Origin of the sequence: Ruegeria sp. HKCCD7251, assembly GCF_013031165.1 — a bacterium.
Classification (GTDB): Bacteria; Pseudomonadota; Alphaproteobacteria; order Rhodobacterales; family Rhodobacteraceae; genus Ruegeria.
This window is the reverse complement of sequence record NZ_WPZC01000001.1, coordinates 409,702-435,747: the sequence shown is the minus strand read 5'-3', so window position 1 is coordinate 435,747 and position 26,046 is coordinate 409,702. Positions and strand designations below refer to the sequence as shown.

At 55.0% G+C, this 26,046-nt stretch carries 20 protein-coding genes, 1 tRNA gene and 1 pseudogene; 8 read left to right on the top strand and 14 right to left on the bottom strand.

The features are described from left to right. The first annotated feature begins 27 nt into the window (after positions 1-27). The 3 genes from GOX75_RS02145 (at position 28) to GOX75_RS02135 (ending at position 5,527) form a co-directional block, all read left to right on the top strand. Positions 28-927: a hypothetical protein gene (locus tag GOX75_RS02145; protein ID WP_254428673.1), complete on the top strand. Its 900-nt coding sequence runs from the start codon at positions 28-30 to the stop codon at positions 925-927. Positions 928-1,322: 395 nt separating this feature from the next. Then, entirely contained in the window at positions 1,323-3,929 is a 2,607-nt protein-coding gene (locus GOX75_RS02140; protein WP_171120866.1) for a response regulator, read from the top strand. Beyond that, entirely contained in the window at positions 3,926-5,527 is a 1,602-nt protein-coding gene (locus GOX75_RS02135) for an adenylate/guanylate cyclase domain-containing protein (RefSeq protein ID WP_217354417.1), read from the top strand. The genes GOX75_RS02140 and GOX75_RS02135 overlap by 4 nt, the downstream gene beginning before the upstream one ends. Positions 5,528-5,538: 11 nt before the next feature. Here GOX75_RS02135 and GOX75_RS02130 read toward each other — a convergent pair whose 3' ends face one another. The 5 genes from GOX75_RS02130 to GOX75_RS02110 all read right to left on the bottom strand — a co-directional run bounded on the left by GOX75_RS02130 (position 5,539) and on the right by GOX75_RS02110 (position 10,671). Next, a complete protein-coding gene (locus GOX75_RS02130) occupies positions 5,539-5,907 on the bottom strand; it encodes a response regulator (protein ID WP_171120864.1) in 369 nt (122 codons plus the stop codon). A gap of 644 nt (positions 5,908-6,551) precedes the next feature. Next, positions 6,552-7,331, bottom strand: coding sequence for an IclR family transcriptional regulator (locus GOX75_RS02125; RefSeq protein WP_171120862.1), 780 nt, complete (start codon positions 7,329-7,331; stop codon positions 6,552-6,554). An 11-nt stretch (positions 7,332-7,342) separates the two neighbouring features. Continuing rightward, positions 7,343-8,701: a TRAP transporter large permease gene (locus tag GOX75_RS02120; RefSeq protein WP_171120860.1), complete on the bottom strand. Its 1,359-nt coding sequence runs from the start codon at positions 8,699-8,701 to the stop codon at positions 7,343-7,345. Beyond that, the gene (locus GOX75_RS02115; RefSeq protein WP_171120858.1) at positions 8,701-9,366 is read right to left on the bottom strand and encodes a TRAP transporter small permease; all 666 of its coding nucleotides are present in this window, start codon (positions 9,364-9,366) and stop codon (positions 8,701-8,703) included. The genes GOX75_RS02120 and GOX75_RS02115 overlap by 1 nt, the downstream gene beginning before the upstream one ends. Before the next feature lie 66 nt (positions 9,367-9,432). Further along, positions 9,433-10,671 (bottom strand): TRAP transporter substrate-binding protein, encoded by a 1,239-nt coding sequence (locus GOX75_RS02110; protein WP_170778352.1) that lies wholly within the window; start codon positions 10,669-10,671, stop codon positions 9,433-9,435. 107 nt (positions 10,672-10,778) lie between these two features. Between GOX75_RS02110 and GOX75_RS02105 the strand changes: the two genes are divergently transcribed. Then, positions 10,779-12,374, top strand: a complete 1,596-nt coding sequence (locus GOX75_RS02105; protein ID WP_171120856.1) for a GMC family oxidoreductase — start codon at positions 10,779-10,781, stop codon at positions 12,372-12,374. Between the two features lie 341 nt (positions 12,375-12,715). On the opposite strand, the gene tcuB is transcribed toward GOX75_RS02105, so the two are convergent. Genes tcuB through GOX75_RS02090 form a run of 3 tightly spaced genes read right to left on the bottom strand, consistent with a single transcriptional unit; the run spans position 12,716 to position 15,871 of the window. Further along, a complete protein-coding gene (tcuB, locus tag GOX75_RS02100; protein WP_171120854.1) occupies positions 12,716-13,795 on the bottom strand; it encodes a tricarballylate utilization 4Fe-4S protein TcuB in 1,080 nt (359 codons plus the stop codon). Next, positions 13,785-15,179 (bottom strand): FAD-dependent tricarballylate dehydrogenase TcuA, encoded by a 1,395-nt coding sequence (gene tcuA, locus GOX75_RS02095; protein WP_170390171.1) that lies wholly within the window; start codon positions 15,177-15,179, stop codon positions 13,785-13,787. Before tcuA ends, tcuB begins: the two co-directional genes overlap by 11 nt. Positions 15,180-15,190: 11 nt before the next feature. Further along, on the bottom strand, positions 15,191-15,871 hold the full coding sequence (locus tag GOX75_RS02090) for a GntR family transcriptional regulator (protein WP_170390169.1): 681 nt from the start codon (positions 15,869-15,871) through the stop codon (positions 15,191-15,193). A 123-nt stretch (positions 15,872-15,994) separates the two neighbouring features. On the opposite strand from GOX75_RS02090, the gene GOX75_RS02085 reads away from it, so the two are divergent. After that, positions 15,995-17,014, top strand: coding sequence for an AbrB family transcriptional regulator (locus GOX75_RS02085; protein WP_371808132.1), 1,020 nt, complete (start codon positions 15,995-15,997; stop codon positions 17,012-17,014). Here the strand turns inward: GOX75_RS02085 and GOX75_RS02080 are convergent. From GOX75_RS02080 to GOX75_RS02060, 5 genes are all read right to left on the bottom strand, one after another. Continuing rightward, positions 16,983-17,963, bottom strand: a complete 981-nt coding sequence (locus GOX75_RS02080) for a D-2-hydroxyacid dehydrogenase family protein (RefSeq protein ID WP_171120853.1) — start codon at positions 17,961-17,963, stop codon at positions 16,983-16,985. The genes GOX75_RS02085 and GOX75_RS02080 overlap by 32 nt on opposite strands. Beyond that, a complete protein-coding gene (locus tag GOX75_RS02075) occupies positions 17,960-18,196 on the bottom strand; it encodes a hypothetical protein (protein ID WP_170390164.1) in 237 nt (78 codons plus the stop codon). Before GOX75_RS02075 ends, GOX75_RS02080 begins: the two co-directional genes overlap by 4 nt. Positions 18,197-18,247: 51 nt before the next feature. Then, positions 18,248-19,336, bottom strand: coding sequence for a 4-oxalomesaconate tautomerase (locus GOX75_RS02070; RefSeq protein ID WP_171120851.1), 1,089 nt, complete (start codon positions 19,334-19,336; stop codon positions 18,248-18,250). A gap of 88 nt (positions 19,337-19,424) precedes the next feature. Beyond that, positions 19,425-21,455 carry a tripartite tricarboxylate transporter permease gene (locus GOX75_RS02065; RefSeq protein WP_170390161.1) on the bottom strand — a complete coding sequence of 677 codons (2,031 nt, stop codon included), beginning with the start codon at positions 21,453-21,455 and terminating at the stop codon, positions 19,425-19,427. A 79-nt stretch (positions 21,456-21,534) separates the two neighbouring features. Further along, positions 21,535-22,623, bottom strand: coding sequence for a tricarboxylate transporter (locus GOX75_RS02060; RefSeq protein WP_170390158.1), 1,089 nt, complete (start codon positions 22,621-22,623; stop codon positions 21,535-21,537). A gap of 139 nt (positions 22,624-22,762) precedes the next feature. Between GOX75_RS02060 and GOX75_RS02055 the strand changes: the two genes are divergently transcribed. The 3 genes and pseudogenes from GOX75_RS02055 to GOX75_RS02045 form a co-directional block, all read left to right on the top strand. Beyond that, on the top strand, positions 22,763-23,431 hold the full coding sequence (locus GOX75_RS02055) for a response regulator transcription factor (protein ID WP_170390157.1): 669 nt from the start codon (positions 22,763-22,765) through the stop codon (positions 23,429-23,431). After that, positions 23,428-24,795 (top strand): sensor histidine kinase, encoded by a 1,368-nt coding sequence (locus tag GOX75_RS02050; protein ID WP_371808131.1) that lies wholly within the window; start codon positions 23,428-23,430, stop codon positions 24,793-24,795. Before GOX75_RS02055 ends, GOX75_RS02050 begins: the two co-directional genes overlap by 4 nt. Positions 24,796-25,063: 268 nt before the next feature. After that, positions 25,064-25,525: pseudogene (locus GOX75_RS02045) on the top strand (tyrosine-type recombinase/integrase); the annotation flags it as partial. A 305-nt stretch (positions 25,526-25,830) separates the two neighbouring features. On the opposite strand, the gene GOX75_RS02040 reads toward GOX75_RS02045, so the two are convergent. After that, positions 25,831-25,917, bottom strand: a tRNA-Ser gene (locus tag GOX75_RS02040). Positions 25,918-26,046: the final 129 nt, after the last annotated feature.

Below are 26,046 nucleotides of genomic sequence, written 5' to 3'. Positions count from 1 at the left end.
AAACCAGTCTCACGTGGAAAATGTCAGATGAAAAACCTTCTTCTAACGTGCTGCTTTGGATTTGTTTTTCTTGGGTTCACCGCGTTTCCGTCGGCTGCCCAGCCTCGGTTAGGATGGGCGTATCAGGTTGATGGGCTTGCCGCGTTTCAAGGGGATGCGGATTTGAATGGCGGTGGGAAGTTCTCTGCAAGTCGAGCGTTTCTACGTGCTACCGCACTTTACAATCTAGAAGGCGGAAGCAGCGTTGGGCTTTCCACCAGCTTTGGCAAGCTGGATTATAATTTCAGCCAATCTAACAACCAGCCTTGGGAAAACATCCGGGACCTTCGCGTAGCTGTTCCTGTCCGGTTTCGTGTGGGGGATACAACAACGGTTTTTGTTTCGCCACAGATCAGGTGGGACTACCAAAGCGGGGCCTCCTCATCTGACGGTAGAACCTACGGTGTTTTTGCAGGTATTGCATGGCAACTGAACGAGCGCCTAACGATAGGTCCGGCCTTTGGCGCGTTTTCTGAATTTGACGAAAGCGGTACTGATTTTTTTCCGGCTCTGCTTATCGACTGGGACATAAATGACCGCTGGAATTTGAACACTGGCTCTGGTGTCGGAGCAACGCAAGGCCCCGGGTTGTCGCTGAGCTACGCTCTAAATGAGGCTATCGACCTTTCGTTGACCGCACGCTCAGAGAGAATTCGTTTCAGGTTAGATGGGGATGGCCTCGCCCCGGATGGGGCGGGTGAAGATAAGAGTATCCCTGTAGTTCTTTCTCTTGGGTACAATCCGAATCCTGGGGTTTCAATGAGCGTGTTTGCGGGCGCAGAATTTGATGGCCGCCTGACTTTAGATGATGCGAACGGAGTAGAAATCAGTCGGCAAAGGTATGACACTGCACCATTGGTTGGGCTGGCGGTTAGGGTCAGGTTCTGATCACGGCATCGAGCCAGTTTGCCATATGTGTGGGGAGGTTTTCTCGCGTCTGAGCTGAACCACTGCTTTGTCCGCGAAGCAGACAAGGGAGAGAGTTGCGCGGAAAGACAGCTCTGCGGACAAAACTGCCGATAAGTCAGTTTGTTGGGATGTGTGATGAAGGCCCAGAGCCGACTTTGAGCAGATTGATTGATATCTGCTATCGTACCCGCATTCCGGACATTGGCCACAGCTGCACCATTGGCCTCACGGGGTCCGGCAGAACAGCGGCTCTGTCAACATCAATCCCGAGGCACTCACACGGGCCGAAACAGCCTTGTTTTGAAACCGCATTTCAATTCAACTGAAAACAGTAGCTTACCGACGTGTCGGTCTCACCAGATGGAGAGCGCGAAATGAACCAATCCGACGATCACCATGTGTCGAAACCGGTTGGAACGAGCCAGGCGCTGGACCGGATCGTCGATGCAATAAACACAATACCGGAAGGCTTTGCCCTCTACGATTCCGATGATCGTTTGGTTCTGGCGAACGAGACGTATCGCAAGATGCTGTATCCAGGGCACGAAGATCTGGTGAAACCGGGGATGACATTCGAACAGGTCGTTCGCAAAGCACTGTCGCTCAACGTGATCGCAGATGCAGTCGGACGTGAAGAAGAATGGTTGGCGCAGCGACTAATACGCCACGACAATCCGGAAGGCACCCAGATGCAAAGCCGGACAGCCGGGGGCTGGATCAAGATCAGTGAGCGGAAGACCAGTGATAACGGAACCGTTGCGATCTACAGCGATGTGACCGAATTGAAGAAGGTCGAAGCTCGCAATGCCGAGCTTGCTCAGATCCCCCAGGAAAACCCCAATCCGGTTATGTGCATCAGTAGCGACGGAAAGCTGCTCTTTGCGAATAAAGCCAGCGACCCGATGTTGAAAGCGTTGAACATGAAAGTCGGTGCAGCCGTTACAGAAGAATGGCTAGCGCGCGTCGTAAGAGGGCTTGAAGAGAACGAAAGGCAGGATTTTGAATGTCATGCTGGCGGTATGGTCTATTCGTTACTGCTCTGGCCGGTGCCGGATGCCAAACATGTCAACTTGTACGGGCGAGACGTTACGCAGCTGAAGCAAGCAGAAAAGCGGATGCGAGAACTGGCGCGCATTCCTGAAGAGAACCCTAACCCGGTCTTGCGCATCACTGATCAGGGCAAATTGATATACGCCAACAAGGCAAGCACTCCGCTGATTGAAGCGCTACAATTGAAGGTTGGCGACCGCGTGGGAACGGGTTGGCGCAAAAGGGTCACCAAAGGTTTGCACGAGGATCAACGGCAAGACTTCGAATACGAGGCAGGTGGTCTGATCTATGCCCTTTTACTATGGCCGGTACCGGAGGGCGGCTATGCGAATATCTACGGTCGGGACATTACCACTCAGAAGCAAGTTGAAAGCGAACTGCGCGTGGCAAAAGACAATGCTGAAGCTGCGAATAAGACCAAGAGCACATTCCTTGCCAATATGAGCCACGAACTCCGCACGCCATTAAACGCGATCATCGGGTACAGTGAGTTGATGCTTGAGGAAGCTATCGATCAGAATGAAGAGACGAATCTGAGCGATCTTCGAAAAATTCAATCTGCCGGGAAACACCTACTTGCGCTGATTAACGACATTCTGGACCTATCCAAGATCGAAGCCGGCAAGATGGAATTCAATCTGGAATCTTTCGACGTTTTTCAAATGATTAAGGACGTTGCCACAACGGTGCGGCCACTGGCCGAAAAAAACAACAATGCTCTGAAGATTGAGTGCGCCAAAAACGTCGGGGATATGGTCTGCGATCTGACCAAAGTGAGGCAAGCATTGCTCAACTTGTTGTCCAATGCCTGCAAGTTCACCGAAAACGGAACAATCACGCTGTCCGTTCTACGATCGAAGGAACAGGATCAGCTGGAATTTTCAGTCTCCGATCAGGGCATCGGCATGTCGCCTGAGCAAGTCGACAAAGTGTTCGATGCTTTCACTCAAGCGGATTCCTCCACCACCCGCAACTATGGCGGTACCGGTCTGGGTTTATCGATCACCAAGGTCTTCTGCACACAATTGAGTGGCGACATTCATTGCGCCAGCACTCTCGGTGAGGGGTCAACTTTCACAATTCGCATTCCGCGTATCTGCCGAGATCCGTCCACAGATTTGCTACGGGAAACCGGGTTTTTTGAGGACAATCCAAACAGCGATCCAAACGCGCCATTGGTTCTGTTGATCGATGATGACCCTACGGTGCACGACCTCTTGGGACGAAGACTGCGCAGGGAAGGATACCGCGTTCTTGCCTCGATCAAGGGTGACGAAGCTCTGGAACTGGCGCGCAAATCCCAGCCTGACGCCATCACACTGGATGTGTTCATGCCCGAGATCGATGGTTGGGCGGTGTTGTCCAAACTGAAAGACGATCCGGACCTGGCAAACATCCCGGTGATCATGCTGACATTCGCAGAGGACCGCACGCGAGGACTGTCTCTGGGTGCCAGCGAATATCTGGGCAAACCCATCGACACGGTCGAACTCCTGAGCGCGCTGAAAGAGCATTGTCCGACCCTGCCAGCGCCCCGGATGCTTGTCGTTGAAGACGAGGCTGCAACGCGTGAATTGATCTGTCGCGTTCTAGGCAAGGAAGGCTGGCAGATCGAACAAGCAGTCAACGGACTGGACGCCCTTCAACATCTTTCTGCATCCGTACCGGACGTCATTTTGCTAGATCTCATGATGCCTAAGATGGATGGGTTTGAATTTCTGGCGCGGATGAAGAAAAACTCGGACTGGAAAGACATACCAGTCATCGTTGTCACCGCGAAGACCCTGTCAAACGATGACCGCGCGCGACTGAGCGGCTTGGTCGAGACACTGATCAGCAAGAACGGGGATGAAATTGAAACCATTCTCAACCAGTTGAACGACATTCTGGTCAAACACCGGCCTGCCTCTGCAGGGGAAACTAAGTCGTGAATGACGGCGCTGAAAACGAAGCACAAAACACACAAGCGGTGTGGCTGGCCAATTTGCGTCAAAACCTCATTTCTCCGGTCAGTGCCATCGTCGGTTTTTGTGAGTTGCTTCAGGGCGAGTTCAGGCGACTGAATTTGGATGAAGTCAACTCGGATCTGGATCGGATTTCCCAGGCAACGGTGGAACTGAGTGCCGTGGTGGATCAGCTTCTGCACCCTGAGATGGCGAAAAAGCTGACGGTCAGCGGCGATGAAGGCGTGAAACGGCTTCGTCACGACCTGCGCACTCCGATGAACGCGATCAAAGGCTACAGCGAGATGATGCTTGAGGATCTAGAGGACCTGAACGCAGAACATCTGAGGCCGGATTTGCTTGGGCTTTTGGATCACACCGACGCCTTGCTACAACGTATCGACACGCTCTCGGGTTTGCCGGGTGATGCTCTCAAAATCTCTGAACCGCCACGCGAAACGGTCGCGATGTTTGCCAATCTGGTACAGAGCATGCAGCCCCTGCCTTCAATCGCCGATACATCCAGATCAACCGGAAACATCCTTGTCGTCGATGATGCCGAAGCCAACCGGGACTTGCTCGCCCGCCGGTTAAAGCGGGACGGGCATCGCGTCTGGACTGCCGACGGCGGCTATTCTGCTCTGGAGGAGTTGTCCCGCCAGCCGTTCGATCTGGTTCTGCTCGATCTGATGATGCCGGACATCAACGGTTTTGACGTTCTGGCACGGTTGAAAAAGGATAACGCTCTTCATGATATCCCCGTCATTATGATTTCTGCTCTTGATGAGATAGAAAGCGTCGCGCGCTGCATCGAGGCCGGTGCCGAGGATTACATGCCCAAACCCTTCAATCCGATCCTGTTGCAAGCCCGGATCAGCGCCGCGCTGGAGAAAAACCGCTGGCGAAAGCGCGAACGCCAGTATCTTGAGATGATGGAAGCGGAAAAGCAAAAGTACAAAGACCTTCTGCTCAGTATTCTGCCGCAACAAATCGTGGCGCGTCTTAATGACGGCGAGGCTACAATCGCCGACCGCCACAACGACGTCACCGTGCTCTTTTCCGATATCGTCGGCTTCACTGAGATGTCAGCCAGGCTCGCCCCGGCACAGGTGGTTTCCTATCTGAACCGGGTTTTCTCGGGGTTCGACAAAACGGCGACGGAACTTGGCGTTGAAAAGATAAAGACGATTGGCGACGCGTATATGTCTGCCGCCGGGGTGCCGGATGGTCGCGCAGATCATGCCGAAGTGATCGTCGAGATGGCGCTTCGGATGCTCGATCAGGTCGAGGCGCTGAACCTTGAAACGGACCACCCGATGCATATCAGGGTCGGCGTGCATACCGGGCCGGTGGTTGCTGGTATCATCGGATCGCACCGTTTCCTTTACGATGTCTGGGGAGACACTGTTAATTTTGCCAGCCGCCTTGAATCAACGGGTGCGCCGGGCCGGGTGCAGGTTTCTGAGGCCACCGCCAGACGGGTCGAGCATCGCTTTGACATCTCTGAACCTGTCGAAACAAGGGTGAAAGGCAAGGGTCAGATTAGAACCTACTATGTCACCCAACGCAAAACGGTGGCGGATTGAGCGGTTCTTCCTCAGGTCGTAGGCAGAAGATTCCCCATCTTGTCTAGCAAACGGCTCAACTCAACCGGTTTGGTGTCGAAGTCGTCGCAACCTGCTTCCAGCGCCTTTTCCCGATCGCTGGCCATCGCGTGCGCGGTCAGGGCCACCACTGGGATCGAGGCCGTCTCGGGCGCTGCCTTGATACGCCGTGTAGCCTCCCATCCATCAATCTCAGGCAGGCTCATATCCATCAAAATGATGTCGGGACGTTCTTCTCCGGCCATGGACACGCCTTCCAGCCCGTCCCTCGCAACGACAACATGAAACCCTTTGCGTTCCAACCGGCGCGACAGCATATCGCTGTTCATTTCATTGTCTTCCACCAACAGGACTTTAGTCAAAACTTCCCCCTTGCGCCTCCGCATACTATGAACACCAAATGGCTCAAGAAGCATCGAAACTGGTATTCGAAGGCCGTGCTCTGCTTCCGGATCGTGCAATCTTTACTGGTCGGTGCATGTTTTCATCAATTCTATACCACGCAATGAGTGTTTAGCCGACTCAGGTCGACCCGCCCCCATTTGCCAATGATGGGCACGATCCGTAGCAATTTGTTAAGAGGCGGTTCACTTTATGAACCACCGGGAAGTCAAATGACTGCTCCGCGAAAAAAGACCCTCCAATTTGCACTCACAGAGAATGTCAGCTTCCCGCCCTGAGTGACGAATGCTGCGCTCATCATCTATGTCTGCTTTGGGCTCAAGGCAGTCGTTCGCTGCGGTGTCCATCAATGTCCGCTTACGGGATAGCGGGATCTAAGTTAGGTCAGAACTCAATATTTGGAAATTCCTGCCGACGCCTACGGAAAACCTGACAAAAAAACCCGGCTGGAATTTTGGGAATCTCAGCAACGGCATAACTTCCTATAACCGACTTTCCTTATGCCAGCGTTAGCGGATGAAGGTTTTGAGATCCGAAGTATCGACAGGATCGCGAACAATGCAGGTGCAGGCAGAACACTTGCTACGGCTCAGCAAAGAGCCAATCATGAATATAGAAGCTTCGACAACTTTTCGGCTCCTCCATTCAGGACAGGAAGGAATTCGAGCAACCCTTGCAGTTCATGCCTTTGCGTTGGGGCATGAACCGACAAAGTGGCGACCAACCTGCCCGTCTCGTCCTGAATTGGAACGGCAACAGCGGTCATGCCGGACATGAATTCTTCGTCATCAGTCGAATAACCGCTGGCAGAAATCCGGTTCATTTCGGCCCGCAATGCCTTAGGTTCGGTCAGTGTATGCTGGGTCTGGGCGTCCAGCCTTCCAGCGGCCAGATAACCGTCCAGAACTTGTTGCCTAAGCGTCGACAAGTACATCTTGCCGCTAGCGGTGCAGTGAAACGGCACTTGCGTCCCGACCGGCAACTGAATGCGCAAAGGCCACTTTGTCTCGACCCGGTCAAGATAGATCATCCCTTCGCGGTCGGGGATTGCCAGATTGCATGTTTCACCGATTTCATCTGCCACGCTGCGCAAAATCCTAAGTCGCGCAGTACGCAGATGTTCGGACGACACTGTATTCACCGAAAGCTGACGCAGGCGGGGGCCCGGTCCGAAAGACCGCCCATCCAGATCACGCTGAAGGAAACCTTCGGTCTCAGCAGTTTGCAAAAGGCGATGAATCGTCGGTTTTGCCAGACCCAGCGTTTCAATCAGATCCGAGGGTCTAACCGCAACTCCGCGACGAGCGACTTCTTCCAGGATCAGCAACAGGCGCAGGTTCGTCGGTATCTGAGAATCTTTGTCTGGTACATCTAAATTCGCCATCCCGCTACCTTCTAGTTGTTGGGCAGCAGGATCAAGGCCAGATCGGGCACCAACGAAACAAGTATCCAAACTGATAGCAAGGCAACCAGATACGGCACCGTGTAGCGTAACAACCGGAAATACGGAACACCTGTCACACCTGAAGCCACGTACAAGTTCAGCCCATAGGGCGGAGTGATGAATCCGATGGACGCCCCCACAAGGAAAATCACCGAGAAATGGATCGGATCAACTCCTACTGATGCTGCGATAGGGGCCAGAATTGGAGCGAGAATAATCGTTACCGGGAGACTCTCCAAAACCATGCCGGAAAAGAATACGATCACCATTGAGGTAAACAGCACGGCATGGTACCCGCCCATCGACGTGACGAAATCGCCAATAGTCTGCTGCGCACCAAGCAAAGACAGGATTTGCTGCATCACGACCGACACCGCGATCAGCGGCGCAAGGATACCGGTGATCTGTGCCGAACGGATCACGATCGATGGGATTTCTGGAATGGTAAATCCCTCTACCACAAACATCTCGGCATATGTCTTTTCGGTGGGCGGAATGTTGTTGCGTGCGCCCATGATGCGGTTGATCGGATAGCTGACCAGCCCGGCGATCACGCAGAATCCTACGGTAACTCCTGCAGCTTCGGTCGGCGAGAATTTACCCGTGTATATACCCCAAAGAACCAGCCCAATGGCAAAGAACCCGAGCCATGCGCCAAAGGCAGTTTTCAGAATACGGTTCAGTTGCAGAGGGATCAGGTAGCCCCATCCATTCATGCGGCAGATGATCCAACAGGCGAGTTGCATGCCCATTACCATCAGCGCACCGGGCAGAATGCCTGCTACGAACAGTTCGGAAATCGGCAGGTTCATCAGGAAACCATAAACGATGAAAATGATCGAAGGTGGGATGATGATCCCAACCGTACCCCCTGCTGCCGCAGTTGCCGCACTGAACCGTTCGTCATATCCGCCCTTGACCATCTCAGGATGCAGCATTGACCCGATCGTCGCCGTCGTGGCCGAGTTCGATCCCGAAATCGCCGCGAACAATCCGCAGGCCCCCAATGATGCCATCGCAAGCCCGCCGCGTATCCAACCCAGACAGGCGTAAGCAAAGTCACTTAACCTGCGGGCGATACCGGACTTGTTGATTAGGTCGCCAGTCAGAATGAACAGTGGCATCGCCAGCAGCGCGAAACCCTTATTGAAGACGTTCAACAGCTCGGCACCCATATTGTCCAGCGTAAGGCCGAGGACAAAGGAACAGCCAATCACCCAGTAGCTGATGACCAGCAAAACAGGCACACCAAGCATGAACAGAAATGTGACCCCTACCGAGATCAGAGTTACCCAGGTTCCGTCTGCCATCAGTCTGAACCTATCACTGCCTGTTGCAACAAAGGTTTGCCTGTTTTCCAGTTTCGGAAATCATCGGCCAAGTTTTGAAATACCCGCCCAACCATCAGGAAAAACGATAGGGGGGCAGCCAGCAGGAACCACCATTGCATAATGTTGTCTGTGCCCAGAACAATCTGGAAATTCGATGCGGATAACGCCACCAGACGTGTCGTGGTCACGATCACGATGACAGCAAAGATGAACCATAACACCGCGTCCAAGATCAGGCACGCCAACTGAGCGCCGCGCGGCATTGCTGTGCGGAACTCGGAAAAACTGAGATGAGTGCGCAGGCGCACGTTGTAAGACGCGCCAAACCACGCCATTACCATAAATAACAGGGGTGGGATGGTGGTAGACCATGGTTCCTGATCATTGAACACGAACCGATCTATGACTCCCCAGAAGATAATCAGCGCGATCGCCAGATACGAATACACCATGACCGAGCGCTCAAGGTGGCGTTCGATAAATGGCACTTTTCGGTAAATCATCATGATCAGCAATCCGCCAAGAGCCGCTACCACCGTGCCCATTACCCAGGCCGCGTCCGAGCGCAACGCAGATTGAATCTCGAATGAATCCCGGCTGAGTAAAGCATTAAAAATCGCGCCGATATCTGCCCACAACGACATGAACCCCGTCCTCCCAGTGGGTATTTGTTGGAACTGGCCCGCTTGGGGCCAGTTCGTTCTGCTTAATCAGGCAGTGCCCATCCACCAACGACGGGGCTCGACATTTTCTGGCAGCATGTCTGCCGGAATCTCGCGCGCGATATCGTAGATTTCCTGATAGGTATCGATGCCGCCCGCCCAGTTGTTCAGACGCTCACGCCATTGCGCCCACGGTTCGGGATTATAGTTCGGGGCACACATCTCTTCGGCCAGTTTGATCTGATCGTCCGGCAGGAAGGCCGCACGAACGCCGTTTTCTGCAAAGATCGTGTTAGGCAGTTGCGGGTCCGAGAACCCAACGGTGTTCAGCAGTGCAGCCTCGTTCGCACCCTGAATCAGCGCTTGTGTGAAGTACGAGGATTCCATGACGGCATCCTGAAGCTCTCCGCTCAGGCTGTCGAAAACTTTCGCTGACATCGAAGTATGTTCGGTACCGCAGAAGAACTTGAGGTTCACCGATTGCGAAACAACAGGGGCCATGTTGGCATAGGCAACAGCAGACGCCCATGTTTCGGCCCCGTCGATCAAACCGGTCTTCAGCGCGTCCAACGTTTCTTCCCACGCCACCGGCACCGGGTTGAGGTTAAGCAACTGCATCGCGATCCGGCCAAGTTGTGTGCCGGTGACCCGGTTCTTGGTGCCGAACAGTTCCTCCAGTTTCGTCACAGTAGGCTTGTCCGCAAAAGTCGAACCCATCTGTAGGCCGCGCAGTTCACAGTGGGTGAACAGGAACTTCAGGCCATGCCGTTTTTCCAATGGGTCACGCAGGATGCGTTGGCTTTCGGGGCTGTAGAAGAAATGATACTGCGCCGCGCGGCTTGGGAACATATAGGCATAGTCCAGCACGTTCAGATACGGTGCACCGCCCGCGGAGTTCTGGGTTGAGGCGGCGTAGATATCCACAATTCCCTGCTGAGTCTTCTCAACACAGCTAAGCTGACCGCAGATCTGATTGTCGCCAATAAATTCGATGCGAATCTCACCGTCTGTGCGTTCTTCCAGGTCGCGGGCGAACTCAATGGCCCCTGCCCGTTCGATCAGCAGGTTGCGGGTGTTGAAACCGGCCGCACCGAATTTCAGCGTGTGTTTCGGTTCTTTTGAGAACCGCTTTTCATAATTTGATTCAGCGGCTTGCGCCAAATTGGCGAGGCTCATCGCGCCGCCGAACCCACCAGCTGCCAGCAGAGTCGAGCTCATGCCATAGCGACCTGCCACACGGAAGAAATCCCGCCGTGAAATGCCACTCAGTTTCCGTCCGATCTCCATTGCTATCCTCCCGTATCGCAATTATTGAGACGTTTTGTATCAAAAAAGGCTAGTATAGTTCTGGCATTTTGCATAGAGTTTTTTGACGACTTTGGGAGGAGACGGTCATGGAGGTGGACTATGCGGTTGTAGGGGCGGGGTCTTCTGGCTGTGTCATTGCCAACCGTCTGAGCGCCAATCCAAACATTAAAGTCGCCCTGCTTGAAGCGGGTGGGCCAGATACGAATCCATGGATTCACATCCCCGTTGGGTATTTCAAAACCATGCACAACCCATCGGTCGACTGGTGTTACCGCACCGAGCCCGACCCAGGGCTAAACGGTCGTTCTATTGACTGGCCGCGCGGAAAGGTTTTGGGCGGTTCGTCCTCGCTAAATGGTCTTCTTTATGTGCGCGGACAAAAAGAAGACTACGACCGCTGGCGTCAGATGGGCAATGTAGGCTGGGGATGGGAAGACGTGCTGCCCCTCTTCAAGCGCAGCGAAAATCAAGAACGCGGTGAGGATGCCTTTCATGGCACAGGCGGCCCGCTTTCAGTGTCGAATATGCGTATACAACGTCCGATCTGTGACGCCTGGGTCGCCGCCGCGCAGTCCGCGGGCTATCCGTTCAACCCTGACTACAACGGTGCGGAACAGGAAGGCGTCGGATATTTTCAGCTGACGACGCGCAACGGGCGCCGGTGCAGCGCTGCAGTGGCCTATCTCAAACCGATCCGCGACCGAGACAATCTGAATATCATCACCCACGCTCTGGTTTCGCGAGTAGTACTCGACGGAAAGAAGGCCACCAAGCTGGAATATCGCGACCGCTCTGGTGAGACACGGACTCTTAAGGTGCGCCGGGAAATCATACTGTCTGGAGGGGCAATCAACTCGCCACAGATATTGATGCTATCGGGCATCGGTAATCCCGATCACCTGAAAGACAATGGGATTGAGCCGATACACGCCTTACCTCGCGTAGGCAAAGGGTTGCAGGATCACCTGCAGGCGCGCCTTGTATTCAAATGCAACGAACCCACGCTGAACGACGAAGTGCGCAGCCTGCTCAATCAGGCCCGCATTGCGCTAAAATATGCCTTGTTTCGCGCTGGGCCCATGACCATGGCTGCTAGCCTTGCCACCGGGTTTCTGAAAACGCGCCCCGATGTGCATACACCCGATATCCAGTTTCACGTCCAGCCGTGGTCTGCGGACAGCCCTGGCGAAGGCGTGCACCCTTTCTCTGCTTTTACCATGTCGGTTTGCCAACTGCGCCCTGAAAGCCGAGGCGAGCTGCTCTTGAATGGGCCTGATCCGTCTGAATATGTCAAAATCGTTCCGAATTACCTGTCAACGGAAAAAGACTGCCGGACGATCGTAGACGGAGTGAACATCGCCCGAAAGATCGCACGGCATAACCCGTTGGCGTCAAAAATCTCGGAAGAGTTCCGGCCTGACGCTCAGCTATCCTGCGATGATTACGAAGGCACACTGGACTGGGCACGGTCGAATTCTGTTTCGATCTACCACCCGACAGGCACCTGCGCGATGGGCGCGTCGGGCGATGCGGTTGTAGACCCCCATTTGAAGGTCAACGGAATAGAAAACCTGCGGGTCGCTGATTGCTCGATCATGCCCGAAATCGTCAGCGGAAACACCAACGCGCCTGCGATCATGATCGGTGAAAAGGCGAGCGATTTGATACTTGCCGATGCCTGACCACTCGGCATGTGCGATCCGTTCTCTTTTGCGGCTAGACCACCTTGGCTCTCAAAGTATGGAAATTCATTCAGACGCCTTTGGAGAAGTCTTCAAGCCCTCCTCGTTGTACTATCTGTATTTCCAGATCGGCCTTCAAAACTCCGAAAGCGGACAATCAAGGCAGCGCAACCGAACGACCGCTGTGCGGACCTAGCTGCCTTTCGTGTCGATGTTGTCAATCACAGCAAACAGACCCATTCCAGACGTTGACCGCCACCCGGGGTGCCGGAATGAAGCCTGTAAGGGCATCAAAATGCGCATGAATTGCGTCTTTTGACACCCTTGGCGTTGGATGTTTGCTAGCAACCAAGTGACAATTCTCTCTTACGCTGCGCGTCTCTGATCAAAGCTGCAAGTCGATAGAAGCCATGAGCCATCTTGGTGTATGGTACGAGCAGGAAGAACGTCAGAACCGATCCAAGATGGGTGGCAAGCAGCGCGGGCATCAGAGCAGTTGAACCGAGGACGTAAAGGACCAGCCCACTCAGCCCGACAAATCCGAGCAACAGTATAAACCCGATTTCGCCGCCCCATGCGGACGGGTCACCAAGCTCGCGATCAGATTTTTGCTTGAGAAAAACCATAGCTCCACAACCCACTGTCAGCAGAATACCGCCTGAAACCCCAAAGAGTTTTGGCAGGGACCAGAACCCGTAGGGCGCGTGTAACCCGAACCCATAGTGCATAATCGTCGCCACCGAGCTCGAGGCAAGGCACAGCAGGAAGCCGTACATGATGGCGTGGTGAATGTGGCGTCGACCCTGACTGAACCGGTCTTCGTCCTCGAAGTTGCAACCCTCGCCGTGGCCTGCGGCCAAGTCCTGCATCTTGCCAGCGCGTTTGAACGCAGCAGTCAGATCAGACAATTGGATGGATTTGCCACCGACCTCCGCCCAATAGCGCCTCAGGCTGATAGCCAAGCTAAAGAGTGGCAACAAGAATGCGGGCGCAAAGATTGCGACCATCGCATTGTGGGACAGGACGGCATAGAACCCGTCGCCTCCGCTGGATCCAATAGCGCGAATTGCCCAGAACAGCAGAGCAAAACCGATGACGAGGGCCAGCGCGATCGCGCCACCGTGCGTATGGAACCGCCGCGCCAGAGGTTGCGGCCAGGCGAAGCTTTCCCAACTGTCCCGCCGCACTTCGGCCAGAACTTTCGGCAGGTTCAGATCGAACTCGTGCGGCGCCGTGTACTGACACGCATAGTAGCAACCTCGACAGTTGTGGCACAAATTAGCCAGTTGCGTGATGTCTCCATCCGAGAACGCGCGTTCCGCGTGCAGCGACGGGAAGACTGAGCAGTAGCCCTCGCAGTAACGGCAGGCGTTGCATATCTCAGCCTGACGGCGTGCTTCTTGAATAAGATCAGTTTGCATAGGCTGCAGCCTCACGTCCTGCGATGCGTCCAAAAACGGTCCCGATGGTCATGCCGAAACCGGCCAGATATCCCTGCCCAAGGATCGAACCCGCCATCGTCTCGCCCGCGGCCCACAGGTTTTTGATCTTGCAGTTAGGCGTCGAACACTGGGCCGTATCGTCGACCTTTAGCCCCAGATAGGTGAAGGTCACGCCAGTACGCAGCGAGTAGCCATAGAAGGGCGGATCGGTGATCGGACGAGCCCAGTTGGTTTTGCGTGGCGTCAGACCCGAGGTTGTTACCCCGTCCAACTCGGTTGGATGAAATCCGCTGGTGTCGCCGCAAGCTTCGTTGAATTCACTAACGGTTGCCTTCAACTTGTCGGCGGGTAGGTCCATCATGCCAGCCAGTTCTTCCAAGGTGTCCGCTTTTAGCGGAGGGAACACCGAGGGCATGAACAGGTTCAGCGACTTCGCATCAATGATCACATAGCCCACCTGATCCGGCTGCGCTGCGACCAGACGCCCCCAAATCGCATAGCGTTTGGGCCAGACGTCTTCGCCCTCGTCATAAAACCGCTCAGCATTTTTGTTCACGACGATCGAAAACGGCACGCAATCCAAACGAGTGACGATACCGCCGTCAAACTTCGGCGCGCGCCCGTCGATGGCAACGGCGTGACACTGGGTCGGGTCCCCAACGCTTTCGACGCTTTGATCCAGCAGATCGGCCAGCACCACGCCCCGGTTATAGGGCGTTCCCCGGATCAGGAAGTTCTTTGCAGGCGCGCCCCATGCGCGAGTGAGCCAATCGGTATCTGCCTGAAACCCGCCCGCAGCAACGATGACGGCCTTGGGCGTGATGCGATGAGACTGGCCTTCATAGGTATAGTCCACCCAATCAATCTGATCGCCGTTCAGTTCAAGATGCGTCACGGCAGCTTCGTATAGCACATCAACGCCCAAAGCTGCCGCGGTGCGGTAGTAGGCGTTAACCAGAGACTTCCCGCCCCCCATGAAGAAGGCGTTGGTCCGCGCCAGTGACAGTGTCCCGGACAGGGATGGTTGGAACCTGACGCCGTGTTCTTCCATCCACGGAAGGCATTCCTCGGAGGTTCGGATCGCGAGGCGAGCAAGATGTTCGTCGGTTTTGCCGCCAGTGACCTTGAGCAGATCTTCAAGATACTCATCTTCGCTGTATTCTTCGATCAGCGGACCCAGAGGTGCACCATGCATACAACGAAAATTACGCGTATGGCGGGAGTTTCCACCACGATAGGGTTTTGGCGCTGTCTCGAGAATCAGAACACGGGCGCCTGCCTCGGCAGCGGTCATTGCAGCGCATAGAGCAGCATTCCCGCCGCCGATCACAGCGATGTCATAAGCTTCCTTTTGGGTGGTCATATCCTGTCTACCTAATGGTTTTCGTCTGTTGTCCGGTCGCGTTCTTGCAACGCCCGAATACGCATCCGTTGTGCGGCCTGAATATGCGCGCGCATTTCTTTTTCAGCCGCAGCGCCATCGCGGGCCATTAAGGCAGCCATGACGCGCTTGTGCTCGGCCACTGCTGTCTCGGCCCGGTCACCCTCCAGCAACTGTGATGGCCCAAGGATCAACAGCGCTTTTTGCAAAGACAACATAGACTTGGAAAGAAACCGATTCTTTGCTGCGTCCAAAAGTGTGGCGTGGAAAATCCGGTTGATCCGAGCCGCTTCCGAGCCTGTGCCAGCCTCGGCCAAGCGATCATTCAAAACGCCCAGCTCGTCCAACTCGACATCCGACGCTGCACGTGCCGCTAGTCGTGCCGCGGTTCCCTCGAGCACCGCGCGCATCTCATAAAGCTCCATTACTTCGGCATAGTCGAGGCTGCGTACGGTTGCGCCCTGCCGTGGCACATGAGTTACTAGCCCGTCGGACTCCAACTGCCGGATAGCTTCGCGCACAGGGGTGCGACTGACGCCTAATCGTTCTGACAACTCAATCTCGCGTAGGCGTTCACCAGGCTGAAGTGTGCCATCCCGAATCTCATCCAGCAGGTGTTGATACGCTGAATTGCCTTGTGGGCCTGGCTGTAAGGGGTCGTCTTGAATGGTCATCGAGCGCTCACTTGTCTTCTTGCGTCCAGTTGTATACATTTGGATACGTTGCGAGTCAATGTTATCGAAAGCCGCGCCTTGCCCACCCAAAACAAAACACCCTCTTTCCTGACAAAGCGGGCCGTGACACTGGTCCTTGCGCTTCTGGGCTCCGGAGTATTTTGGGCGTTGAACCTGCCGCTGCCCTTTCTATTCGGCCCAATGAGCGCGTGTCTGATCGCCGCCCTAGCACGTGCCCCTATGGAAGGTTTTGGTCAGATATCGGTTGCAGCGCGCACCATACTCGGCGTTGCAGTTGGGGCTTCGATTACCCCTGCCCTTTTTGTCGAATTGCCGAAGATGGCCGCGTCTATAGCACTGGTCCCGTTATTCATCCTGCTGATCGCGCTGGTAGGCGTGCCATTCTTTCGCAAGATTTGGGGTTTTGACTCCACGACCGCGTTTTACGCTGCCATGCCAGGCGGATTGCAGGACATGATCATCTTTGGCGCCGAAGCAGGCGCCAACCCGCGTACACTTTCCCTGATCCACGGTACGCGCGTGCTGATCATCGTAACGCTGGCCCCCCTGTTTCTGACAGTTTTCTACGATGCCCAGCTCAACAACCCAATCGGAGAGCCAGCGCGCGACCTCCCAATACATGAACTGGCGTTGATGGTGCTGGCCGCCCTCATTGGCTGGAAAGGCGGAGAACGGATCGGCCTGTTCGGGGCATCTATCCTTGGCCCAATGATACTGACAGCGGCTTTGTCACTGGGGGACTTCATTCATACTCGTCCACCGCGCGAGGCCATCCTTGCAGCGCAATTCTTTATTGGTTGCGGGATCGGCGTGAAGTTCGTGGGCGTCACATGGGTCGAACTCCGCCGGGTGGTTGCAGCGGGCTTCGCCTATGTCATCGTCCTTGCGATCCTTGCAGCCGCTTTCACCGCCGTTGTCACTACGTTGGGCTTCGGCCAGCCGGTCGAGGCTTTTCTAGCCTTTGCTCCTGGCGGACAGGCCGAGATGACAGTGCTGGCCATCGTTTCGGGCGCGGATCTGGGCTTTGTGATCACCCACCATCTGACAAGGATCGTGCTGGTTATCATCGGCGCGCCCATAGCGGCCAATCTTATCCTGCGCTGGTCCAAACCTCGGGGTTGATCATGTGAATAGGGGCACCTTCAGCATAGGCATTCACCTGATCGAAAATATCTGCGAATTGTAGGTCGAATTCGTCCTCAGTCACAAAACCTATATGTGGTGTCGCAATCAGGTTTGGGTGCGATAGCAAGGGGTCATTCGGGTCGGTGAGCGGCTCGGTATCGAAGACATCAATTGCGGCCTTCCCCGGGCGACCGGCGTTCAGCGCGTCCAACAAAGCACTCGGAGCGATCAGCCCGGCGCGGGAGGTGTTCACAAACATCGCGCCCGGTTGCATCTGCGAAAAATCTGACGCTGTGATGATACCGTTCGTGTTGGGCTTCAGGCGGACGTGGACTGAGACAACATCGCTGTTGGCAAAGAACGCTTCGCGGCTTGTGGCAATCTGCACGCCGTCGGCCTGCGCGCGTGCCCGGCCTTCATCCGAAGACCACCAAACCACATTCATCCCGAATGCCTCGGCGTAGCCAGCAACGGCGCGGGCGATACGGCCATAGCCATACAGTCCCAACTGCCGCCCTCTCAGGGTCTTGCCAACTCCGGCCTGCCAACGCCCCATTTTGACCGAAGCCATCTGCGCAGGCAAGTCGCGCATCCCGGCCATGATCAGTACCCATGTCAGTTCGGCTGCGGCATATGAGGGTGTCCCACCATGCATGTTCGAACACAGCAGCACTCCGTTATCCGAGCATGCCTGCACATCGACATGCGGATACACGCTGCGCTGACTGATCAATTTCAGGTTTGGAAGTTTTTCAATCAAATCCCGGGTGATCTTGGTGCGCTCGCGAAACAAAACCAGCGCCTCAGCCTCCTGCAAGCGTTCGGCCAATTCGCCGGTATCCTCGACATGATCTGTCCAGACCTTCACGTGATGGTCGGACAGTTTTCCAAAACAGGGAAGGCCCTGCATTGTATCGAACCAATCGTCTAGAATGTGAACTTTCATCGACTTTCTACACCCTGCCTTTTGTTCAGTTTTCTTGGCGTCGGCACAAAATGAAGTTTGTCGAGTGCTTCAAGCGCATTGCGAACCCGCTCGCGTTGATCCAACAGATGGTTGAATTGCTCATCGCAACCGGCAATCGGTGTTGGGTATTCCGCGATATCCTTCCGCAGAGCCGACTGCGCCAGCCTGAGTTCTTGACGGGCGATATCAAGGCATTCCGAATAGTCGTCCATCGTGATATCCTCATTATGTATACTATTGTATACTAAATGAGAGTTCCCACTTCAACTACCGTTCCACTCGGATTCCGGCACATAAACATGCCCATCCGCCAATTTACGCGCAGTCCTCACCAAACCGGCAGAAATTACGTTGAACTCCCCATAATTCGAGAAGCCCACCTGAACGTCGATCTTGCCTGAGGCATGCTCCAACACAACTTCAGCCGGGCTTGAATCCGGGCGATCAAGCAACCCGTCCGCGACGGTTCCGGGCGTCAAAGCGCAAGATGCCATGCATTGCGCGCCCGTAACGGCCATTGTCGGGTGAGTTTTCCATGGCATGAAATACCGAACCGCAAGGGCTCCACCTTCTCTGGCGGGTGCTATCAGGCCGAATTTGGGAGTTACCGATTTCGAGACGTCGCCCATACCCATCAGTTCTCCGGCTTCGATCCGCACGGCCTCCATCTGATCAAAAAAAGCACGGTTAGCATCCAGCTCTTCGGCGCTTTCATATCCTGTCAGTCCGAAATCCGCTGCCCGGGCTATGACCATCGGCATGGCGACATCCATGCAAGTCAGCTCGATCCCCTGTACTGTATCGCGCAAATTTCCGGTGGGTAGAAATGCACCAGTTGCCGAACCCACAACGCCCATGAAACTCAGTTGCACCGGTGCAGAATGGCCAGGGACTCCGGCGATTTCCACATCGCCCTGGTACACCAACTCACCGCCCGGGGTCTGAACTTTGGCTATGACACTAGCGCCTGTATTGACAGCGCGAATACGGATTTCGGTTTCATCGCCGTTGGGCTGGAACAATCCCATTTCGATCGCAGCTGGACCAACTCCTGAGAGGATATTTCCGCAGGTGGGTTTGAAATCGACCAGCTTCTCATCAACAGAAACCTGCGCGAAGAAATAGTCGATATCGGCCCATTCGTCCTCGCTGACTGAAAGCATCGCCACTTTGGTCGTCACTGCGTTACCACCACCGATCCCGTCGATATTGAGCGCTTGTCCAGCCCCGATGGCAGCGACCAGAACATCGGCCAAAGTGTCCAGGTCTTCGGGCAGATCAGAGCGCCGAAAATAAGGCCCTCGGGAAGTGCCGCCGCGCATGAAAACATATGGGATTGCTATCTGGCTCATTGCGAACCCTCCTTTACAAACCGTTGAAATTTCGGATTTCAGCGCTGCCCGGCCCACCAGATTGGCGGGCCGGGAAACCGTGGAGCGCCTACTTGAGCGGCCATGGCAGGTTCACCATGTCTTGCAGCAGGCCTGGCGGGAAATCCCGGTTCAGGGCACCAGCCATGAAGCACATGAAACCGATACCGCAGGCCGTCAGGAGCAACGTCATCTGCCAACTGGACCCGGCCCGAATGCGGAAGAATGCGATTAGGAACCCGATCAGGGCTAGGATGAACCCCACAACCCAAGTGGCCGCGATCAAACCTGCAAACCAAGCGAGCGTTGACCAAAGTCCATGCGGCGCGCTTGCATCCTCACCGGCAAGTTCTTTGTCTGCAAAGATCGCATCGCCCTCAGGTCGCCGCATCATCTGGATCAACAGAATGACGCAGCAGAACAGCGACACGCTGCCGATCACCAGCGGGATGATTTTATCGGTCATGTTGTAGTCAGGGATCATGTTGGCATTGACCAGCGCCACGATCAGATAGGCCATGATCACCAACAAAAATATCAGCGGCGCGCGCTTGCTGCCGGATTTGACCTCACCTTCTGCCATGATCATCTTAGCTTGGCGAATGCCCAGAATGACCGAAACCACGGTAACCACGATCAGCACGATAACGATCGGGCTGAAGACATATTCCATCCCCTCACCGAAGCTTTTGCGGAAGCGGAAAGAGGCAATCTGGAACGCCTGGTTGGTGAACTTCTCAACCGGGTTCGACAGCACGAACCCAATCAGAAAGGCCGGGCGCGACCAGTCGAAACGGCGCAGGAAAATTCCGATCAGGCCGATGACGAACAGGGCCAGCAGGTCTTCGAAGTTCTGACCGGACTGGAATGCCGCGAAGCTGATCAGCATGAACAGAAACGGCGCCAGATAGGTGAAGCGGATTGTTGTCAGCTTGGCTATCCCACCCGAGGCCGCGATGCATAAGATTGTGCCCACCACGTTGGCGAGAGCCAGCAACCAGACAATCGAATAGGTGATGTCGAGATTATCCTTGAGCATGCTAGGACCGACCTCGATATCGCCGGATCCCAACAGTGCGACGGCGCCGATAAAGATCGCCATCGAACCCGAGCCGGGGATGCCAAACAGCAGCGTTGGGACGAGCCCCCCGCCCTCCTTGGCATTGTTCGAGCTTTCCGGCCCGATGACGCCTCGCACTTCGCCCTTTCCGAAGTTGCTTTTGTCTTTGGTCGATTGAACCGAATGGCCATAAGCGATCCAGTCAACAACCGAGCCACCAAGGCCGGGAATGACACCGACAACCACGCCAATGATTGAACAGCGGACTGACAACCAGATGTTTGCAGCCCAGTCTTTGACGCCATCAAGCCAGCCCGCGCCCAGTGAGGCGCCCTTAGCAATGGATCGGTCTTGACGCAGCAGCGAGACGATTTCCGGCACCGCAAAAATACCCAAGCCAACGATGACCAACTTCAAACCATCGGTCAGGTAGGGAATGTCATAAGTCGCCATACGCAGCGAACCGCCTGCGTCCGCCTCGCCAATCGTACCGACCATCAAACCCAGCCCTGCGGCCGCGACACCCTTCAGTGGGATACGTCCGGCCAAGATAGCGACCATCGACAATCCAAGAATGGTGATCATCAGCATCTCGGGCAGACCAAATGCCAGAACGATGGGCCGCGCGACCAGGATGAACATGGTCAAAAAAGTTGCGCCGACCAAACCGCCGAAAAGCGATGAAGCAAAGGCCGCTGACAATGCCCGCGCGGCTTCGCCTTTCTTCGCCATCGGGAAACCATCCAACACCGTAGCCTGAGAGGCAGAGCTACCGGGGATACCCATAAGAACTGATGCGAAGGTGTCAGAGGTCGGCACAACGGCGACCATCCCGATCATCAACGCCAATCCAAGGATCGGGTCCATGCCGAACATGAAAGGCAGCAATAGGGACAGACCAGCAATACCGCCAAGCCCCGGGAAAACCCCTACGGCCAGTCCCATAACGACACCGAGAACAAGGTACCCCAGAACAATAGGTTGCAGGATCAGACCCCACGCGTCACTGAGCGCAGGAAGAGCGATGGCGAAAACCTCCATAGCGGCCGCCTTTCATAAATTGTCTTGTGTTTAGAAAAGCGCGCGCCCGACATTGGGACGCGCGCAGTGGTGTTAGAGCTTAGTTTAGCTCGACACCATAGGCTTCTTTGAGCCAGTTCAGAACGTAGGCTTTGGCGTTGCCGTCGACGTTTGTCGCGGTTTGCAATGCCGCTTTAGAGCCGTCACCTACGAAAACCGGGTATTTGCCCACGCGCTTCGAGGAGATGTCGGCAAAGTCGCCCCGCTCAGTCACAGCTTGGAACGCTGCTGTGTATGCGTCGACCACTTCCTGAGGTGTATCACCCGGCAGGAACGCCAGTTTCTGAACCGGGAAACCGGCTACAAAGAATGCTTTCCACGCATCCCATGCCTCACCGCTGGTTTCACAACCATCGGTGGCCTCACATACTTCCTTAAATGTCGGGATATCTGGGAAAGTCGGGTCACGGACGATATTACCATCCGCATCCAGCGCCCCCCAGGTCATCATCGGCACGGCCTGACCGGATTCAACCAGCGGGGCCGATCCACCCAGATAGCCGGACGAGGTCTGATAATCGATGTTGGCTTCACCGCGCTCGAACATCAGACGACCATCGCCACGGCCTTTGATGCCAAAAACAGGCTCAACACTCATGCCCAGCATTTGCCATGCCAGCAGCGGCACAAGGTCAAGGCGTGTCGCGCCCTGCGAGCCGTAAATGAAGTTTGTGTCTTTCAGCGCGTTCGCTGAGCCATCAAACTTTGCTCCGTCCTCGGCGTTCAGATAGGCAACACCACCGGTTCCCGACGCCATAACCGGGATCCAGTCGTTGTATTCATAGCGCACGCGAGGATCGCTCAGCAGATATGGGAATTGAGTTGAACCGGAGGTGCCAAACAGCAAAGTGCCGTCATCATGGCTCTGCTCCTGGAACCAGTTTGCGCCTTTGGTTGAACCAGCGCCCGGCATAAATTTCACAACAACAGTGGGTTGGCCCGGCAGGGCTTCGGACAGAAGTGGTGCAAAGAAGTTGGCCCATTTGGCGGAGCCACCCGTTTCCGAGAACGGGATGACCCATTCAATGGTCTTGCCCGAGAAATCGACCTCGGCAGCGGCAGGTGCGGCGATACCGGCGGCGGCGATCAGCCCCACGACGGCGCGACGGGTGAAGTTGGAAATGGTCATTGGTTCCTCCCTGTTGACCAGACAACCACGCTAGCGTCCTCTGCGCCACCGTGATCGCAAATAGAACTGTGGGGTTGATTCCCCCTCCCATCTGGCAATCATGGAGCGCCAACCTTGCGCGAAACTTGCAGGAGCCCGAATGCGGATCGTCATAGTCGAGGATAACGAGACCCTCGCCAACGCCATTGCGTATCGTTTGCGTGACCGCGGTCATGCGGCAGAAGTGCTTGCGGACGGCAACGAGGCTGACTTGTATCTTGCGCAAGAAGGCGCAGACTTGGTTGTTCTGGACATCAATTTGCCCGGACAATCTGGGCTGGAGATCCTGAAATCTCTTCGCAATCGTGGCGATGGCGTACCGGTGATCTTGCTTACGGCACGTGCTGAAACAAGCGACCGGGTTTCCGGGTTGGATATGGGTGCAGATGATTATCTGGTTAAGCCGTTCGAAATGGACGAGTTGGAAGCACGCATCCGGGCGCTTTCTCGACGCAAAGAACTCGAATATGGAGCAAAAGAGAGCATCGGCGGCTTGGAATTCGACCGCGCCGCACGTCAGGTTAGCGTGCACGGCGAAGTTATGGATATACCTCGGCGGGAAATCGCGGTGCTTGAATGCCTGTTGGAGCGCAGGGGCAGAATTGTTCCCAAAAGCCAGCTTACAGATTACGTCTATGGCGTGGGTGCCGATGTCGAGGCCTCGGCAGTTGAGACTCATGTATCTCGGCTGAGAAAACGTCTTCAAGATCTCGACATTGGAATTAAAACAGCCCGTGGTCTCGGGTATCTGCTCGAGGTGCAGAAGTGATCAATCACGGCTCACTCAGGTTAAGACTGTTCATTCTTATCCTAACGCCCTTGATACTAATCGCCGCTCTGCTTGGTCTTTGGCGCTTTATGATTGCGCAAAAAACGGCTCAGGAATTGTTCGACGACAGCCTGTTATCTGCTGGTCTCGCAATATCGCGAGATGTTGCGATTTCAGGCGGTGACGCGCTTTCACCAACTACACGCAGCATGATCCGTGACGCGTCAGGCGGAGAGATTTTTTATCACTTAACGGGACCCGGCGGCATCTATGTGACAGGCTATGCCTACCCTCCAGCAGCCACCAACCCGTCTACTGAAGAAGCGTACAAACCGCAGTTTTTCGAAGCACTTTACCGCCAAGAACCGGTCCGCGTTCTTAAGATGACCGAACGAGTGACCATAGACAGTCTAATCGGAGATGCGACAGTTACAGTCTGGCAACGTATGGCGGATCGCAACGCTTTCGCGAATGAATTGTCAATCCGCGCAGGAATTCTCATGGGAATTCTGCTGGCCACCCTCGCCATTGTGGTATGGTTCGGCGTCGCTCGTGGACTGAGGCCTTTGCTGGATTTGCAGGACGCAATTGACCTGCGTTCACCAGATGACCTCAGTGAGATTAAGCGCCCTGTCCCGATCGAAGTTCAGGGTGTTGTTAGAACCCTGAACCGGCTTTTTGGTCAGGTGGAAAAAAGCATCAACGCCCATCAAGTGTTTATTTCCGAAGCAGCACATCAGCTGAGAAACCCGGCTGCGGCTGTTCAGTCGATGGCCGAAGCTCTGCAGGACGCGAAAACGGATGACGACCGAGAAAAACGTATCTCAGAGCTTGTAGCGGCTGCAAAAAACTCAGCGACGGTGGCGGAACAGCTGTTATCACTTGAAAGGCTCAGGCAGCCGACGCACCAAGACCAAATGGATAAAATTGACTTCCGCTCGGTCGTGGAAGAGGCCTGCGCGGAGATGGGAGTTCACATCCTAGCAAAGGGTATCGAGTTCGATGTCACGATACCTGAGACGGCGGTACCGGTAATCGGTGACCGGGTCTTTCTGATTGAGGCTCTAAAGAATCTGTTGGACAACGCAGTCAAACACGGCGGCACAATGTTGAGCCAAATTTCAGTGGTGCTGCGGTGTGACGGCAAATACGTCAACCTAACTGTGACCGATGATGGTGCTGGCCTTTCGCCAGACCAAAGCGAAGCGGCATTCAATCGGTTTTCTCAATTGGAGTATTCCGGGGGCAGCGGATTGGGGTTGTCCATCGTCTCTGCAGTGGCGGAGCGTCACGGAGGAATGATCGAAATCAACCAAGTCGAAAGAGGAGCGAGCATTACGCTTGAGCTTCCCATAGTCCTGTAAGCTGTTTCTCATTTCACTCGGAACCCAAAACCAGTCAAAGTCAACGCGAGTTTTTGCGATTGTTGCGAAAATCAGGTTTTCGCCATGAGCGAAGAACGCAGCTCTCATAATCTGCATCTAAGTCGTCTTTGGGCTCAAGGCGGTCATACGCTGCGCTGCCAACGAACGTCGAGTACTCTGATAAAACCTGTCTTTAGCTCCCTGATAGATTCAGTTGGTCGACACGGTGTCGGTGCCTGGAGAGGGAGGGAAGGATGGAGGACAAACGATGTCCATTATTCAACTTCCTGCCATCTCACCGAAGCGCCCGCCGTGGAACAAAGGTCGCCATATAGGCCAGAAACGCCCGCTTCTCGCGAAGCAGGTCTGGGCCATCCGCGCCCGGCTTGAACTCTCGGACAATCTCAGGGACTTGGCACTCTTCAATCTTGCGATCGATAGCAAGCTGCGAGGCTGCGATCTCGTTCGTTTGAACGTAGCCGATCTTGTTGCTGGTGATCGTGTCCGCGAACGCGTGACAGTTGTCCAGAGCAAAACAAAGCGGCCAGTCAAATTCGAGGTTTCGGAAAATACCCGCCAGTCCATCTGGACCTGGGTATGTCGCCCGGAGATGCTTGGACGCAATTTCCTTTTCCCAAGCCGCTTCCACGAAAGGCCGCATATATCGACGCGACAGTACGCGCGTTTGGTCCGCAATTGGGTGTCGGCGATTGGTTTGGAGCCAAACGGTTAACGCCCCCGAGCATTTGTTTTGACCATCCCCCCCCAGCCAGCACCTCCCCGGTGGGGGGCGGTCCAGAATGAAATGCGGTCTCTGCCATTCCTGACTCGTTCAACAAAGTCGGACACGGACTCTCCACGCTCAGCGGCGTGCACCATCCCAAACACCAGTTCGACCAGATCGCATAGCTGGGCAGGAGTGGGCGGCGGATCGACAAACTCTCTGAAAGGAAGTGAAACCGCTGACGTAACGCCTTGAATTTTCAGCCCAGCGCCAAAAAAAGACCGCCCTCTCGGGGGCGGTTTTTTGCTGCGCGGAAGAGGTGGGATTCGAACCCACGGAGGACTTTCACCCTCGCTGGTTTTCAAGACCAGTGCATTCGACCACTCTGCCACTCTTCCTTTCAGCGCGCGACGGAACGAATCGGACACAGATTACGCAGTCAACGTGTTCCATGTCCTGTTCCATGCGGTTTATTAGTGGTAAATAAATCAAATGCTTACAAGCGACTTTCAACGCTTTTCAAGACC